This is a genomic window from Thermodesulfobacteriota bacterium, assembly GCA_030583865.1.
GTDB lineage: Bacteria > Desulfobacterota > GWC2-55-46 > GWC2-55-46 > GWC2-55-46 > UBA5799.
Map to the genome: position 1 here is coordinate 19,089 of CP129479.1, position 15,676 is coordinate 34,764.

Below are 15,676 nucleotides of genomic sequence, written 5' to 3' on the forward strand. Positions count from 1 at the left end.
TCCGGTCTCGATCCCCCAAACCCCGTGATGATAGACGAAATACTCAGCAAAGCGGAATCCGAGGCCTCTATTGCGCTCGCCGGCCTCGGCTATGCCGACGGCAGAGGCGCTCTCAGGAACCTCAGGCTCCTTTCAGGCGGCCCGCTCTCGACCCGCCTGGAGGCTGTCGTGAAGCTGTCCCTGGAGGCGCCCTCGCCCGACGCGGCCCTGAACAACCTCGAAGGCGTGGTCGAGGGCTCTGGAGAAAGCGTAAACGCGCTCCCGGACAAGGAGCTTGGGGGGCTCCTCTTCATCTGCGGCTCGTCTTCATTCCTGTCGGGCATCCTGGCCCGTAACCCGGATTATACCGGGTGGCTCTTCAGGGAAGCCCTCGCCCTTTCCCGGGACGCGGAATCGCTCAGGCTGGAAATAGAGGAGAGGACCTCGGGCCTTGAATCAGTCGAAGAGGTCTCAAGGGAGATACGCCTTTTCAAGCAAAAGGAGTATTTACGGATAGGCACGAGGGACCTCTTGAGGGTCGCGGATTTGAGGGAGACCACAAGGGAGCTTTCCGACCTCGCTTCCGCGTGCCTCGAAGCGGCCGTAGCCTTTTCCACGAGGCTCCACACAAAGACTTACGGCGCCCCGTTTTACGAGGACGCCGAGGGAGGAAAGAAAGAGGCCGGGTTCGTAGTCATAGGCATGGGGAAGCTCGGCGGGAGAGAACTCAACTTCTCATCCGACATAGACATAATCTACTTATATTCTTCCGACAAGGGCGAGACCGCCGGGGTCGACGGGAGGCCCGGCTCGGCCATAAGCCTCCATGCCTTCTTCGTCAAGGTCTCGATGCTCGTAACAAAGCTCATATCGAACGTAACGGACGAGGGGTTCGCCTTCAGGGTCGACCTCGACCTCCGGCCAGAGGGCCGGAGCGGCGACATCGCGAACTCGCTCCGGAGCGCAGAGGTCTACTACGAGTCCTGGGGCCAGCCCTGGGAGCGCGCGGCCATGATAAAGGCAAGGCCCGTAGCGGGCTCGACCGGGCTCGGGGAAGAGTTCCTCTCCATGATACGGCCGTTTGTCTACAGGAAATACCTGGACTTCACTGCGATCGACGAAATAAAGACCATGAAGGAAAAGATAGACTTAAGCCTCCTTCGGAGGAACCCGGACGCCGTGGACGTGAAGCTCGGGGCGGGAGGCATACGCGAGATAGAGTTCTTCTGCCAGGCCCTTCAGCTCATACACGCCGGCAAGGACCCGCTAATAAGGGAAAGGAACACCCTCGAGGCCCTTCTTAAGCTCAAGGAGCATAAGTATATAAAGGCCGATGAAGCGGAGCGCCTCTCGGCAGGGTACACGTTCCTCCGGGAGCTCGAGCACAGGATACAGATAATCGAGGGCAGGCAGAGCCAGGCGATACCCGCAAGCGAGGCCGCCCTCTTAAGGCTCGCGAGGATGATGGGTTTCAGCGGCTCGAAAGAAGAAGCAGCCGGCCTTTTCTGGGACGAGTACAGGAAAGTGACCTCGGGCGTGCACGAGGTCTTCAGGTCGCTTTTCTACAGGTCCGGCGAGGCACCGGCGGTCCCGGAGGAGGTAAGGCTCCTCTTCACGGCCGACCTCCCGGAGGAAGAGGCGAAATCAAGGCTCCGCGCCCTGGGCTTCGGCGACCCTTCTGCGGCTTACGCGAACCTCAAGCTTCTACGTGACGGGCCGCCGTTCGCGCGCCTGTCTTCCAGGGCGCGCCTGATGCTCCAGAGGCTCGCGCCCATGTTCCTCCAGAAGGCCGCGGATTCGCCCGACCCTGACAGGAGCCTCGCCCACCTCGAAAGGTTCATATCGTCCGTAGGCGCCCGCACGACCTTTTATTCACTCCTTTACGAGAACCCCCACGTGCTCGAAGAGCTCATGCGGCTTTTCGGCACGAGCGTATTTCTCTCGCGGGACTTGATAGACCACCCTGAAAGCCTCGACATCCTCCTCTCGGACGAGCTCTCCATAGCCTACAGGAAGCGCGAGGGGATAATTGCCGCCTTCCTATCCGAGACAGCACCGGGAAAGGAGTACGAGGATGTTCTCGACGGTCTCCGGAGGCTTAAGAGCCAGGAGCTTTTCAGGATAGGCCTCAACGACGTAGGCGGGGCGCTAAAGCCCAGGCAGGTCTCCAACCAGATATCGTTCTTGGCCGAGGCGGCTCTCGGCGCGGCGCTGAAGATCGCGGCGGACGGCTTGAGGGACCGCTACGGCGACCCACCGGCATCCGGCAGGTTCGCGGTCATCGGCATGGGGAAGCTCGGCGGCAGGGAGCTCATCTACGGCTCTGACCTCGATATAGTCTTCGTATACTCGGGAAATGCCCAGGACCGTACCAGCGGGCCCAGGGAAATATCCCTGCACGAATATTACGTGAAGCTCGGGCAGAGGATGATAAGCGCTCTCACTTTACGGACGCGAGAGGGCTTCGTATTCAACGTGGACGCGCGGCTAAGGCCCTCGGGGAGCGCGGGCCCCCTAGTCGTTTCCGAAGAGGCGCTCTTTAAATACCACTCCGGCCCGACGCTCGTATGGGAAAGGCAGGCCCTTACCAGGGCCCGCGCCGTTGCCGGGGACATGGGATTCGGCCGCGGCATCGTATCCGGCCTCTGGGAGATCCTCTACTCAAAGCCCCTCACAGCGGCCGATGTCGAGGAGATGCTCCGGATAAGGAAGCGGATGGAGGTTGAAATTGCCAAGGAGGATGCGGGACGGTATAATATCAAGACCGGGTCAGGCGGCATAGTCGATATAGAATTCCTGGTGCAGGCGCTCCAGTTGAGATACGGCTCTACAAACCCAGCCCTCAGGACCTCCTATACCCAAAAGGCGCTACTGAGGCTCCGGCGCGCAGGGTTCATCCCGGAGGACGGCTTTCGTTTCCTCTCGGGCGCATGGTCATTCATGCGGCTTATAGAGACGAGGCAGCGCATTGTCCATGACAGGCCGGAGGGCTACCTCGTGAGGGGCTCGGAGGAGCTTACCACCCTTGCGAAGAGGACCGGCTACTCCGGCCCGGATGCCGCGGAAAGGCTCCTCAAGGATTACGCCGGCTTTGCCGAAAGGGTAAGGGATTCCTATTCAATGGTCCTCGAAGGGCTCAAGACGCCCCCTCCCCCGCGGGACGGGAAGGACGGTAAAGAATGAAAAGCGAACTGGGAAATATGGGGCTCCCGAGGCTCCTTCATCTCATATATCTCAAGCAGGACGAGACCGCGGTCCTCGACATCATGAAGGAACCCGTGAAGAAGCGTTTCTTCTTCAGGCGGGGCCTTCCGGTGGCGGCGAGCTCGAACGTGCTCGGAGAGGTGCTCGGAAGGCTCCTCATGCAGGAGGGGATAATCTCCGAGAAGGAGTATGAGGGCTCGCTCGAAGCCGTCCTCCGTGAACGGAAGCGCCACGGCGAGGTGCTCATATCCATGGGTCTCCTTACGAAGGAGAAGCTGGAAGAGTTCCTGCGGCTTCAGCTCAAGAGGAGGCTCCTCAGGGTTTTCGACTGGGAGGAGGGCTCCTACAGGTACGTGAAAGCGCCCATCCCGGACGGGCTTCCCGATAACCCGCTCCATCCGGCAGAGCTCATTCTCGAAGGCATAAGCCTCGGCTTCTACCCGGCTTCGAACATCAAAAAGGAGCTGGGGCCCTGCATGGACAGGCGCCTTTCGCTCCATGAGGGCGAAGGCCCTTACAAGCTTCAGGACTTCCATTTCAACCTGCAGGAGATGCGGTTCATAGAGGCCCTCTCGGGCGGGAAGACGCTCGAGGACGCGCTCGGCTCATCGGACCTGCTGCGTCACCGCGCCCTGTCCATCGCCCTCTCGCTTGTGATTACCGGACTCCTCAAGGACGGCGGCGCAACTGACGGGCCATATGAGCTCAGGGAATCGGCCCCTGAGGCCCGCCCTCCCGAGGCGCAGGTGGATTCCCAGCTCAATGCCGAACTCCTTTTCATGCGCGCCAAGGCCGCCCTTCATAAAAAGGACTTCCTCTCGGCCATCGGCATGCTCAAGGACATAACGACAATCTCGCCCGGCGAGGGCGAGTACTGGGCCGCCCTGGGCTGGGCCATTTATAACGACGACCCCGGAAGGATCGCCGAATCAGAGAGGCTCCTCAAGGACTCGATAGACCTCAATAACGACCTCGACGGCGCGTGGCTCTACCTCGGAAAGGTCTTTCTCGCGCAGGGCCGTTCCGAAGAGGCCGAAAAGGCGTTCTCAACCGCTTTCTCCAAGAACCCCTGGAATACGGAAGCGCTCTCAGAGCTCAAGAGGCTCTATCTAAACAGCCGGGCCCCCCGTGAGGCCGGGCCTTTCGCGGGCTTCCCGGCCGAGCCGCCCCTTTCAGGGGCAGAGGCCGGTCCGCTCGATGCGCTCGTAAAGGCCGTAAGAAAGCACTCGGGCCCGGTGCTCCTCGAGGGCGAGCCGGGGGCCGGGAAGACCACCGTGCTCCTTGAGCTCCTTAAAAGGGTTTCCCAGGACAAGGTCCTTGCCGCCCTCATACAGAGGCCCCAGGCAAAGGAGTTCGATTTCGTGAAGGGGCTTAACACCGAGCTGGGCTCAAGTAGCGATGCCAGGACCGTAAAGGACCAGCTCCTTAACCTCGGGATGCGGGTCTCCCAGAATAAGATCCAGGGCGGCCACAGCCTCATTATAATTGACGACGCGGACTCTCTTTCACCCGGCTGCCTCAAGCTCGTCCAGTATCTTACAAGGCTTAAGACCCTGCAGATTATCCTTTCCGCCGGGCCCGGCCTGGCGGAAAGGCTCAAGGACCCTGCCTTCAAGGAGCTCGACGAGAGGCTCTCGACCAGGGTCAAGCTTAGCGGGATGACCCGGGAGGAGACCTCTCTCCTTATAGAATCCCGGGTAAGGTCCGCAAAGGGAGAGGCCGCCGTACGCGTCGCCCTCTCCGCGCCAGACCCGGGAGAAATATTTGAGAAGACCGGCGGCATTCCCGGGGCCGCTCTTAAAGAGGCTGCGGCCGTTTTCAAGAGGACCGTGCCCAAGCCCCTTGAGAAGGCAGCGGCTCCGCTCACCGGAGCCGCTGCGATTGAGCCGGGGCCCGGGGATACGGAAGTGGTTTTGCCGGAAGCGCCCGTTGAAAGAAGGCCTCAAAACCACGAGCACATTGAGCTGATGGAATACGAGCACGTCCTTGAGCCGGCGGCCCTTGAACCCGTTAGCGAGGCCAGGTCTGAAACCACCCCGCATGAAAAGGCGGCGGCTGCAGCGGAGGCACCGGCGCCCGCCGCGCCCGCCATGCAGGAGGCAGCGTCCGCTCAGTCATCGGCTCCTCAGAAACCCCTTCCCAAGAAAGAGGCACCGGGCCAAAAGGAGACCCCTGTTAAGACCGGGCCCGCAAAAAATAACGCATCGAGTGCTGTCCTCTGGGTAGTCCTCTTCCTCGTTGCCGCGATCGCCGCAGGCTACTTCATATGGACCTTCTGGTCAGGCAACGCGGCGGAAAAAAAGGAGCCGGTGGCCGTGCCTGCCCCGTTCGAGGAAAAATTCCCCGGGCCGCAAGGCGGGCCTGTACAGGCCGATTTCGAAAAAGTCCTGCCCGGGGAAACCCCGGAGACAAGTCCCGCCAACGCGGAAGCCGCCGACCCCTCCCTTGACACGGCGCCTCGGGATGGTGAATAGTTAAGAGGGGCTTTTCCGCCCCGTGCCGTGCAAAGATTTTAATTTTCCGGGGGGACCATGGCTGAAAAAAGCGTTTTCGAGGAGGTGCTTCTGGCCCTTGAGAAGGCGAACAGGCATCTCAATCTCCCCAAATCGGTATATGAAAGGCTTAAGACCCCGAGGCGCTCCCTTATCGTCTCGGTCCCCGTGGAGATGGACGACGGCTCAATAGCGAACTACACGGGCTACAGGGTGCAGTACGATTTCGCGAGGGGGCCCGCAAAGGGCGGCGTCCGCTTCCATCCCAAGGTCGACCTTGACGAGATAACCGCGCTCGCGGCGCTCATGACATGGAAATGCGCCCTGGTCGATATACCCTTTGGCGGCGCAAAGGGCGGAGTTGCCTGCGACCCGACGGGCTTAAGCAAGCGCGAGCTCGAAAGGCTCACCAGGAGATACACCTATGAGATTGGACTTCTCATAGGCCCGGAATCCGACATACCCGCGCCGGACGTCTATACGGACGAACAGGTCATGGCGTGGATGATGGACACCTATTCCATGATGAAGGGGTACTCGGTCCCCGGGGTCGTGACAGGCAAACCCGTAAGCCTCGGCGGCTCGCTCGGGAGGAGCAAGGCGACGTCCTCGGGGCTGGTGACAACGGTCATCGAGGCGCTCGACCACCTGGGCATGGAGGTCCGGGGCCTGACAGCGACCGTGCTCGGCTTCGGGAAGGTAGGATTGAACGCGGCAGCCATCCTCGAGGAGGCCGGCGCAAGGATAATCGGCGTTGCCGACTCCAAGGGGGCGGTCTACAACCCGCAGGGGCTCGATGTGAAAGAGCTCGTCAGGCATAAACGCGACACAGATACCGTGCAGGGCTTCAGGGGCTCCGAGGACCTTACAATCGACGAGCTTATATCGATAGAGACGGACCTCCTCGTGCCCGCGGCGCTCGAAGGGCAGATAAACGCCTCGAACGCTCATCTCGTAAAGGCCAGGGTCCTCGCGGAGGGCGCGAACAGCCCCCTTACCGCCGAAGCTGACGAGCTGCTTGGCTCAAAAGGCGTCTTCATCATCCCCGACATACTGGCGAACGCTGGCGGTGTAGTGGTCTCTTATTTCGAATGGGTGCAGGGCCTCCAGAGGTTTTTCTGGAACGAAGCGGAAGTGGGGTCCCGACTTTCCGCGGTCATGAAGAAGGCGTTCCACGAGGTCCTTTCCCTCTCAAGGGACAAGGGGCTGGACATGAGGACCGCCGCCATGGCCCTGGGGGTCAAAAGGGTTGCGGACGCGGTCCAGATACGGGGGCTCTATCCCTGACCGGCCGGAGTCCTCACAAGGCATTTTTTGGGCTGACCCGATGGGCGCAGCCACCCTTTCCAGGCTTAACTACCTGATAAATTTTTGTTTTTCGAGATATATAAATTTCTTTTCGCCTGCCCTTCAAAACCCTTGAAATCACCCTTCCACTCTGATAAATTGGCTCCCTACGAAAAGGCCCCAGTTATCAACATCTGTGAATAACCCTGTGAATATCTTCCGGCGGTAAAGCAATCGTTCTGGCCTCGTTTGCCCCTCTTTCTTCCAGAGCTGCCGGAACCCGTGGTGCAAATGGATTCCGAAGCTATCTGGAAAAACTGCCTCAAATCGATCGAGACCCATGTAAGCCCGCAGCACATTGCCACGTGGTTCAGGCCCATACGGGTGCTGGGCGGGAGCTCATCCCATATAGAGCTCGAGGTGCCGAACCGTTTCTTCCTCGAGTGGATAAAGGAGCACTATCTCTTGCTCCTGGAGGACGTCCTCCGGAAGGTGTCGAAGAAGGGCCTTGAGCTTGCCTGGTCCGTAAGCGACGAGCCGCAGGCCGCTGCCCCCAGGAAAAAAGAGAAGGAAAGCGGCAAGGCACCGAGGCAGACGGGCTCGACACTCAACGGCAAGTACACATTCGACAACTTCGTCGTCGGGAAGGCCAACGAGTTCGCGCACGCCGCGTGCTCGGCCGCCGCCGGTAACCTGGGGAGCAAGTACAACCCCCTTTTCATCTACGGCTGCGTCGGCCTTGGAAAGACCCACCTCCTCCAGGCGATAGGCCACAAGGTCCTCGCCCACAATCCCGGCGCAAAGGTCTGCTATTACACCTCGGAGCGCTTCGTAAACGACTTCATAAACTACGTGAGCCGCCAGAAGATGAGCGAGTTCAGGAGCAGGTTCAGGAACGTCGACGTCCTGCTTATAGATGACATCCAGTTCTGGGCCGGCAAGGAAGGCACGCAGGAGGAGTTCTTCCACACCTTCAATACGCTTTACGAGAACCACAAGCAGATAGTGGTGACAAGCGACAAGTTCCCCAAGGACTTGAACGGCCTCGAGGAGCGGCTACGGTCGCGTTTCGAGTGGGGCCTTGTCGCTGACATACAGCCGCCTGACACCGAGACCAAGATCGCGATACTCAGGAAAAAGGCGAAGGCCGAGGGAGTCAAGCTCCCGGACGACGTCGCGGGGTGGCTCTCCGAGGTAAGCGGCTCCAACGTCCGCGAGCTCGAAGGGTTCCTCAACAGGATAATCGCGGTATCGAGCCTTACGAACCGGGATATAGACCTCTCTATGGCGAAGGAGGCCCTCAAGAACCTCATAAAGGAGATGGAGGAGAAGGTCTTCACCATAGACGAAATCCAGAAGGCCGTCGCCTCTTTTTATGATATAAAGCCCTCGGAGCTCAAGAGCAAGAGAAGGCACCAGAATATCGCGCTCCCGAGGCAGATAGCCATGTTCCTCGCAAGGGAGTACGGCGGCTTCTCTTACCCTGAAATAGGCTCGTCTTTCGGCGGCAAGGACCACTCGACCGCCATACACGCCTGCAAGAAGATCGAAAAGGCGATAAAGGAGAACGGCGAGGTAAAGCAGGCCGTGCGGTCTTTGAAACAGAACCTCGGCATAAGATAGCGCTTTCAGGCTCTTGGGCATCATCCCAACAGCTTTATCAACACCCCGTGGTCTTCTTGTTGGTATGCCGGGATGTGGTGTTGGTAAATTAGGGGCCTCTGTTGATGGATTTTCGGGGGCGGTAAAAGGTTGGCGGGGGCGTCTCTTTTACGAACAGCTGAGCGCCGCGGCTTCGCCTTTTCTTTCAGTTACTTTGGCGGTTATCAACACATTAACAGGGCCTACTACTATCTACTACTCTCTAAGAGATTATAGAGAGATAGAATACAAATCCAAAGACAGGAGAACAGGATGAAGTTCACTATCGGTAAGCCAGACTTCATAAAGGTGCTCCAGAGGATACAGGGCATAGTTGAGAAAAGGAACACCATGCCCATACTCGCTAACGTGCTCTTGGACGCCTCAAAAGGCAAGGTGACCATCATGGCTACCGACCTGGAGGTCTTCATAAGGGACTCGGCGCAGGCAGGGGTTTCCGAAGAAGGCTCCGTAACGGTGAACGCGCGGAAGGTCTTTGAGATAGCCAAGGAGCTCCCCGGCGACCAGATAGACGTATCCACCGGCAAGGAAGACAAGCTCACCCTCAAGGCCGGAAAGGCAAGGTTCAACATCATGGGGCTCCCGGCAAAGGAGTTCCCATCGTTCCCCGACCCGGAAGAGGGGTCGCTGCAGCCGATAGACGGCGGGACCATGAGGAACATGATAGACAAGACCTCATTCGCGGTATCGACAGACGAGACGAGGTATAACATAAACGGCTTCCTCCTAGAAAGGGAGGACGGCAGGATAAAGATGGTCGCGACAGACGGGCACAGGCTCGCCCTTATCATGAGCGAAGGCGACAATATAGCAAAAGGCCAGAAGGAAGGGGTCCTCCTTCCGAGAAAAGGCGTAATGGAGATGAAGAAGGTCCTCGATGAGAAGGATGGGGAGTTCTTCCTCGGCATAACCCAGAAGAACGCGGTCATGAAGAGAGAAAATACCGTAATCACGGTACGCCTCCTTGAAGGCGAGTTCCCGGACTACAGGAGGGTAATCCCCAAGGACAACGACAAGGTGGTGAGCGCGAAAAGGGAGGAACTGCTTTCGTCTCTCAAGAGGGTCTCCATACTTTCGACCGACAAGATAAAAGGGGTCAAGTTCAGCTTCTCGAACTCGAAGCTGGTATTGTCGTCATCAAGCCCCGATATAGGGGAAGCCACAGAAGAGGTCGACATAAAATATTCGGAAGACGATATCGATATAGCCTTCAACGCCCGCTATTTCATAGACGTCCTGGAGGCGCTGAAGGAAGAAGATGTAACCATAAACCTCAAGGACTCTCTTTCGCCCGGCATCATAAGGCCTGCCGGAGGCGAGGACTATACCTACATAATCATGCCCATGAGGCTCTGATGCGCGCGCACGGGAAAAGCTGCTTTTTCCCGGAAAGGCCATGCCGCAGACACTCAGGTTTTAAGGACAGCTTTTTGACCGAAACCGCTTGACATTCAATGACATCCTGTGTCTAAATAACGGTTTGACCAGGGCCCTGCCCCGCTAAAACAGCACACACAGAGAACTAAAAAGAAAAGGGACACGCCATGCCGAAAAGGACATTTCAGCCGAGCAATAAAAGGAGACTCAGGACCCACGGGTTCCTTACGAGGATGGCCACAAAGGCCGGAAGGGCCGTAATAAAGAGGAGAAGGGCCAAGGGAAGGAAGCGCCTTTCTGTTACCGTAAGCTCCAGTAAGTAAGCGCGGCCGTTCTGCCCCGGACCCCACCGGGGGCATCCGGAGGACCGGGATTCAAGGAAACACGCCCCCGGTCGCCCAAAGCCGGCAGGTGAAGGGCGCACGTTTGTTATGAAAGCCGTCGGCTTTCCGGCTGGAATTTAAAAGGGAGCCGGGCGGATGAAGGGAAAAGAAGGGTCTTCCTTTTCAAAGGAGGAGCGGCTTCTCCGGCCCGAAGACTTTAAAAGGGTACGGAAGAGCGGAAAAAGGCTCTCAACCAGGAGCTTCAATCTGTATTTCCTTCCGAACGGGCTCGGCATGAGGAGGCTCGGGATCGCGGTGAGCGCCAAGACCGGAGGCGCTGTCAAAAGGAACAGGATAAAGAGGCTCCTCCGCGAGTTCTTCAGGCAGAACAAGCCCCTCTTTCCGGACTCGACCGACATATTTATCTCGGTAAAGACCCTCGAGCACGCAGCCGGGCTCAGATGCGTGGAGGGGGAACTTAAAAAAGCGCTCGGCCCGCCGGGGCCGGCTTCCGGATAGAAATGCTCAAGCAACCCCTCATATTCCTTATTTCCCTTTACAAGACCCTGATCTCTCCGGTCCTTCCGCCCTCCTGCAGGTTCTACCCGAGCTGCTCGGAATACGCCAGGGCCTCCATAGAGGCACACGGCGCCCTCAAGGGGCTTTACCTCGGCATAAGAAGGCTTTTGAAGTGCCACCCGTATCACGAGGGCGGATACGACCCGGTGCCTCCCGCAAGGGAAAAACAACTTAACAGGACGCCACAGCATGGATAAGAAAGTCTGGATCGCCTTGATACTCTCTATGGCGGTGCTGTTCTTCTACCCTTATTTCATACAGCAGTTCTACCCAGCCCAGGAAACGCAAAAGACCGCGGAAGAGGCTGCGCCTGCGGAGCGGCAGGCCCGCGAGGCGGCCCCGGCCGTTCCCGCGCCCCCGCCGGTAAAAGAGGTGCGTACGGTTGTCGAGACCCCGCTCTTCAGCTCCGTGCTTTCCAGTAACGGCGGCAGCATAATGAGCTTTGAGCTCAAAAGGTACAGCGAAGGACTTGAGGACGAGCGCATAGTAAACGCCTCGGAGAAGGTCGGAAAGCGGGAATCCTTTGCCACGCGCATTGAGATAAACGGGACAATGGAGAACATAAGCTTCTCGCCTTCGGCAGAGGCGCTCTCCATAGATGAATCACAGGAGGCCGAGCTCGTCTATAAAGGGACCTCCTCCACGGGCCTTATTATTGAAAAAAGGTATCTCTTCTCAGGCGACGCTTACCTCATTGATACCGGGCTAAAGGTCACGAACCCAACCGGCAATACGATCTCCGTAAGGGCCGAGACGGTCCTCTTCGCCGACGTCTCAGGCACCGACGACACGGGCTACCACCAGGGGCCTGTCATAAAAACCGCGGACAAGCTCATAAGGCAGGACGAGGGAGACCCTGCCGCGGCCGGCACAGGGAGGATAAAGTGGCTGGGCCTGGAGGACAAGTATTTCCTCTCGGCGCTCATACCGCAGGCCGATAAGCAGGTATCGTGGACCGCGGAAGCGCCGGCGCCCGGCCAGTCCAGGGTGGCTCTCCAGCTCCCCCTGACGCTCGCCCCGGGCGAGACCGCTTCTTTCAGCTACGGCTCCTTCATAGGCCCCAAGGAGTACGACAGGCTAGTCAAGCAGGGCCTCGGCCTCGAGGAGTCGATAGAGTTCGGCTGGTTCGACTGGCTCGCAAAGCCCTCGCTGGTGATACTGAACTTCTTCAACAGGTTCCTCGGCAATTACGGCCTCTCTATAATAGCGCTCACGGTCATAATAAAGATACTCTTCTACCCGCTTACGAAAAAGAGCCTCAACTCCATGCGCGAGATGCAGAAGATGCAGCCCCAGCTCGCGGCTTTGAAGGAAAAGCACAAGAACGACAAGGAGAAGATGAACAAGGAGCTCATGGAGCTCTATAAGCGGAACAAGATAAACCCGCTCGGCGGCTGCCTGCCCATGATGCTTCAGATACCCGTGTTTATCGCGCTCTACGAGGTGCTTTACGTAGCGATAGAGCTCAGGCACGCGCCGTTCTTCCTCTGGATACAGGACCTTTCGGCCAAGGACCCTTATTACATAACTCCCATACTCATGGGCGCGACCATGTTCGTGCAGCAGAAGATGACGCCCACGGCCATGGACCCGGCGCAGCAGAAGATAATGATGTTCCTGCCTATCGTATTCACGTTCATGTTCCTGACTTTCCCCTCGGGACTCGTGCTTTACTGGCTCGTGAATAACGTCCTCACGATAGGCCAGCAGTATTACATATACAAGACGCCGGTAAAGGCAAGGGCCTGAGGCATAGAAGGACAGGTGATTCCGGGGAGGTCCGGACCAAAGCCGAAGAGAAACCCCGGCCCCCAAGGGCCGGGGTTTTTTATTACGCACGAGGACATACGAAAACGCCATGAAAGAAGGAATAGCCGACACCATAGCGGCCGTAGCGACCGCCCCGGGGCCGGGCGGCATAGGGGTCATAAGGATAAGCGGGCCGGACGCCCTCGCCGTCGGGCTCAGGCTTTTCAGGCCCGGCACCGGCGGCTTGAAAGAAAGATATCTTCATCTCGGACGCATAACCTCGCCCGAGGGCGAGCTCCTGGACAGGGGCTTCCTGGTATTTATGAAGGGGCCCGGGTCCTATACCGGCGAGGACGTGGTGGAGCTCCACTGCCACGGCGGGCCGCTTCTTTTAAGGCAGGTCCTTTCAGCCGCGCTTTCCGCGGGCGCGCGGGCCGCGCTCCCCGGCGAGTTCACGAAGAGGGCTTTCCTCAACGGGAAGATGGACCTTGCCGAGGCAGAGGCGGTCTCGGACATGATAACGGCCGAGACAGGGCTTTCGCTTGCGGCCGCGCGCGGCAGGCTTGAGGGCGGGCTATCAAGGAAGGTCGGCTCCATAAAAGGACCGATGGTCTCGCTTCTCGCCCGGCTCGAGGCTGAGCTCGATTTCCCGGGCGAGGAGGTCGATACCCTTTCGGACGAGGCGATGGGCGCCTCGATTTCAGCCGCGATGGAGTCGCTTCTGAAGATGCTCAAGACCTTCGACGAGGGGGCGGCGATACGCGAAGGCGTGAAGGCGGTTATCCTGGGGAGGCCCAATGCGGGGAAATCGAGCCTGCTGAACGTGCTCCTCCAGGAGGAGCGGGCCATAGTGACAGAGCTCCCCGGCACCACGAGGGATGTGATAGAAGCCGTCCTCGACATGAGGGGCATCCCCGTCAGGATCATGGACACGGCCGGGCTCAGGGAGCCGTGCGACCGCGCCGAGGCGATCGGCGTAAGGCTCGCGAGGGAGAAGACAGCCGAGGCAGGGCTTGTCATTTATGTAGCCGACCTGTCCGGCGCGTTCGGCGAAGACCTCGCCATACTCGAAGGGCTCACGGGGAAAAGGGTCGTTATCGCCGCGAACAAGAAAGACCTGCCGGGCGCAAAGGCCGGTGAAGCGGAAAAGGCCTTTGCAGGAAGGCCGCTCGTCTTCATATCCGCCCTCAGGGAGGAAGGTATCGAGGAGCTTAAGGACCTCGTCTACAAGGAGGTCGCCGGGCACCCGTCGGGCGCACACTCCGTAGCTCCGGGCGAGCTCGTTGCCTCGGCCCGCCACAGGGACTGCCTTTCAGGCTCGCTACTGGCGCTTGGCAGGGCCGTGGAGGCGGTCCGTTCCGGCCTTCCAAGGGAGTTTGTAGCGGCGGACATGCGGGAGGCCGTGGATTCGCTCGGAGCGATAACCGGCGAGACCACGCCGGATGACGTACTTGATATTATTTTCAGCTCGTTCTGCATAGGAAAGTAAAACAATTTCAATCGATAAATGTTAAAATAGTTTTTATCCGGCCGTGCCGGCGTTTGATACAGCAGAAGGAATATGCCGATAGAATATATCTTAATAGGCGTAACGCTCCTACTTATAACCTGCATATTCGCGAGCAAGGCCTCGAGCCTCCTCGGGGTGCCGTCTCTTCTTATATTCCTTCTGGTAGGGATGCTGGTAGGCTCGGACGGACTCGGCATCCACTTCGACGACCCTGTGCTCACGCAGGCGATCGGGGTAGTTGCGCTCTCGTTTATCCTCTTCTCGGGCGGCCTTGACACGAACTGGGAGAGCATTCGCCCTGTCCTCTGGAAAGGAGTCGCCCTTTCGAGCGCCGGGGTGCTCGTAACCGCGCTCCTCGTGGGCTGGTTCGTCTCAGCTATCACGGAGTTCAGCTTCCTTGAGGGGCTCCTCCTCGGCGCGATCGTCTCATCGACCGACGCGGCCGCTGTCTTCTCCATACTCCGATCGAGGAACGTGAGCCTCAGAAAGCCGCTTAAGCCGCTCCTCGAGCTCGAGTCAGGCTCCAACGACCCCATGGCGGTCTTCCTTACCATCGGAGTCATAGGACTCATAATGACCCCGGGATTCAGGCTCGTTGACATGGTCCCGCTCTTTATCCTTCAAGCGTCCGTGGGCGCGGCCGCCGGATACGTGATGGGGAGGATGATGACCTATACCGTCAACAGGCTGCAGCTCGAATACGACGGTCTATACCCGGTCCTCACCCTCTCCTTCGTGCTCCTCATCTACGGCGCCTCTGCCGCGCTCGGCGGGAACGGCTTCCTTTCTGTCTACATAGCCGGGCTCGTCATGGGAAAGAGCGACTTCCTGAAGAGGAGGAGCATACTGAGCTTCCATGACGGCCTCGCGTGGCTCATGCAGATAGGCATGTTCCTTACGCTCGGGCTCCTGGTCTTCCCCTCGCGGCTTGTCCCGATAATCGGCGTGGGGCTCCTCATATCGGCCTTCCTCATAATCGTTGCGAGGCCGGCAAGCGTGTTCCTCACGCTCTATTTTTTCAAGGTGCCTTTCAGGGACAAGGCCCTGGTCTCATGGGTGGGACTCCGCGGCGCGGTGCCCATCATACTCGCGACCTTCCCCTTTGTTTCAGGGATTGCAGAGGCGGACCTCATATTTCATATCGTCTTTTTTATAGTCCTTACCTCGGCGCTCGTGCAGGGAACGACCATCCCGATCATCGCGAAGCTTCTCAAGGTGACAGAGCCGTTCGCGCCCGAGACCTTCCAGAAGATGGCCGAGCAGCTCAAGAGCGAGCTTACGCCCATCGAGGTGCCGGAGAGCTCGGCTGTAATCGGAAAGAAGGTCGTTGACGCGGGATTCCCCAAGGGCGTGCTCATAGTCTTCATATGGAGGGACGACAAGTTCATCGTGCCTGACGGAAGGACCGTGCTGGAGAAGAAAGACAAGCTTTTCGTGCTGACCGACAGGAGCTCTTTCGACAGGATAAAGGCAGTGCTTTCGGAGAAGAGGTAAGGCCGGGAAGAGGTCCCTTG

Annotated in this window: 11 protein-coding genes; all 11 read left to right on the plus strand. The window is 58.7% G+C overall.

Annotated features, from left to right (window positions below):
• The first annotated feature begins 27 nt into the window (after window positions 1–27).
• Complete coding sequence (glnE, locus tag QY316_00090; protein WKZ32841.1) at window positions 28–3,162, plus strand: bifunctional [glutamate--ammonia ligase]-adenylyl-L-tyrosine phosphorylase/[glutamate--ammonia-ligase] adenylyltransferase; 3,135 nt, start codon at window positions 28–30, stop codon at window positions 3,160–3,162.
• On the plus strand, window positions 3,159–5,657 hold the full coding sequence (locus QY316_00095) for an AAA family ATPase (GenBank protein WKZ32842.1): 2,499 nt from the start codon (window positions 3,159–3,161) through the stop codon (window positions 5,655–5,657). The genes glnE and QY316_00095 overlap by 4 nt, the downstream gene beginning before the upstream one ends.
• Window positions 5,658–5,714: 57 nt before the next feature.
• Window positions 5,715–6,962: a Glu/Leu/Phe/Val dehydrogenase gene (locus tag QY316_00100; protein WKZ32843.1), complete on the plus strand. Its 1,248-nt coding sequence runs from the start codon at window positions 5,715–5,717 to the stop codon at window positions 6,960–6,962.
• A 291-nt stretch (window positions 6,963–7,253) separates the two neighbouring features.
• Window positions 7,254–8,585, plus strand: coding sequence for a chromosomal replication initiator protein DnaA (dnaA, locus tag QY316_00105; protein WKZ32844.1), 1,332 nt, complete (start codon window positions 7,254–7,256; stop codon window positions 8,583–8,585).
• 291 nt (window positions 8,586–8,876) lie between these two features.
• Window positions 8,877–9,980: a DNA polymerase III subunit beta gene (gene dnaN, locus QY316_00110; protein WKZ32845.1), complete on the plus strand. Its 1,104-nt coding sequence runs from the start codon at window positions 8,877–8,879 to the stop codon at window positions 9,978–9,980.
• 188 nt (window positions 9,981–10,168) lie between these two features.
• Complete coding sequence (rpmH, locus tag QY316_00115; protein ID WKZ32846.1) at window positions 10,169–10,324, plus strand: 50S ribosomal protein L34; 156 nt, start codon at window positions 10,169–10,171, stop codon at window positions 10,322–10,324.
• Window positions 10,325–10,480: 156 nt separating this feature from the next.
• Window positions 10,481–10,843 (plus strand): ribonuclease P protein component, encoded by a 363-nt coding sequence (gene rnpA, locus QY316_00120; protein WKZ32847.1) that lies wholly within the window; start codon window positions 10,481–10,483, stop codon window positions 10,841–10,843.
• A 2-nt stretch (window positions 10,844–10,845) separates the two neighbouring features.
• Window positions 10,846–11,100 (plus strand): membrane protein insertion efficiency factor YidD, encoded by a 255-nt coding sequence (yidD, locus tag QY316_00125; GenBank protein WKZ32848.1) that lies wholly within the window; start codon window positions 10,846–10,848, stop codon window positions 11,098–11,100.
• Window positions 11,093–12,652: a membrane protein insertase YidC gene (gene yidC / locus QY316_00130; GenBank protein ID WKZ32849.1), complete on the plus strand. Its 1,560-nt coding sequence runs from the start codon at window positions 11,093–11,095 to the stop codon at window positions 12,650–12,652. Before yidD ends, yidC begins: the two co-directional genes overlap by 8 nt.
• Window positions 12,653–12,761: 109 nt before the next feature.
• Entirely contained in the window at window positions 12,762–14,141 is a 1,380-nt protein-coding gene (mnmE, locus tag QY316_00135) for a tRNA uridine-5-carboxymethylaminomethyl(34) synthesis GTPase MnmE (GenBank protein WKZ32850.1), read from the plus strand.
• A 72-nt stretch (window positions 14,142–14,213) separates the two neighbouring features.
• Window positions 14,214–15,656, plus strand: coding sequence for a potassium/proton antiporter (locus QY316_00140; protein ID WKZ32851.1), 1,443 nt, complete (start codon window positions 14,214–14,216; stop codon window positions 15,654–15,656).
• Window positions 15,657–15,676 lie beyond the last annotated feature (20 nt).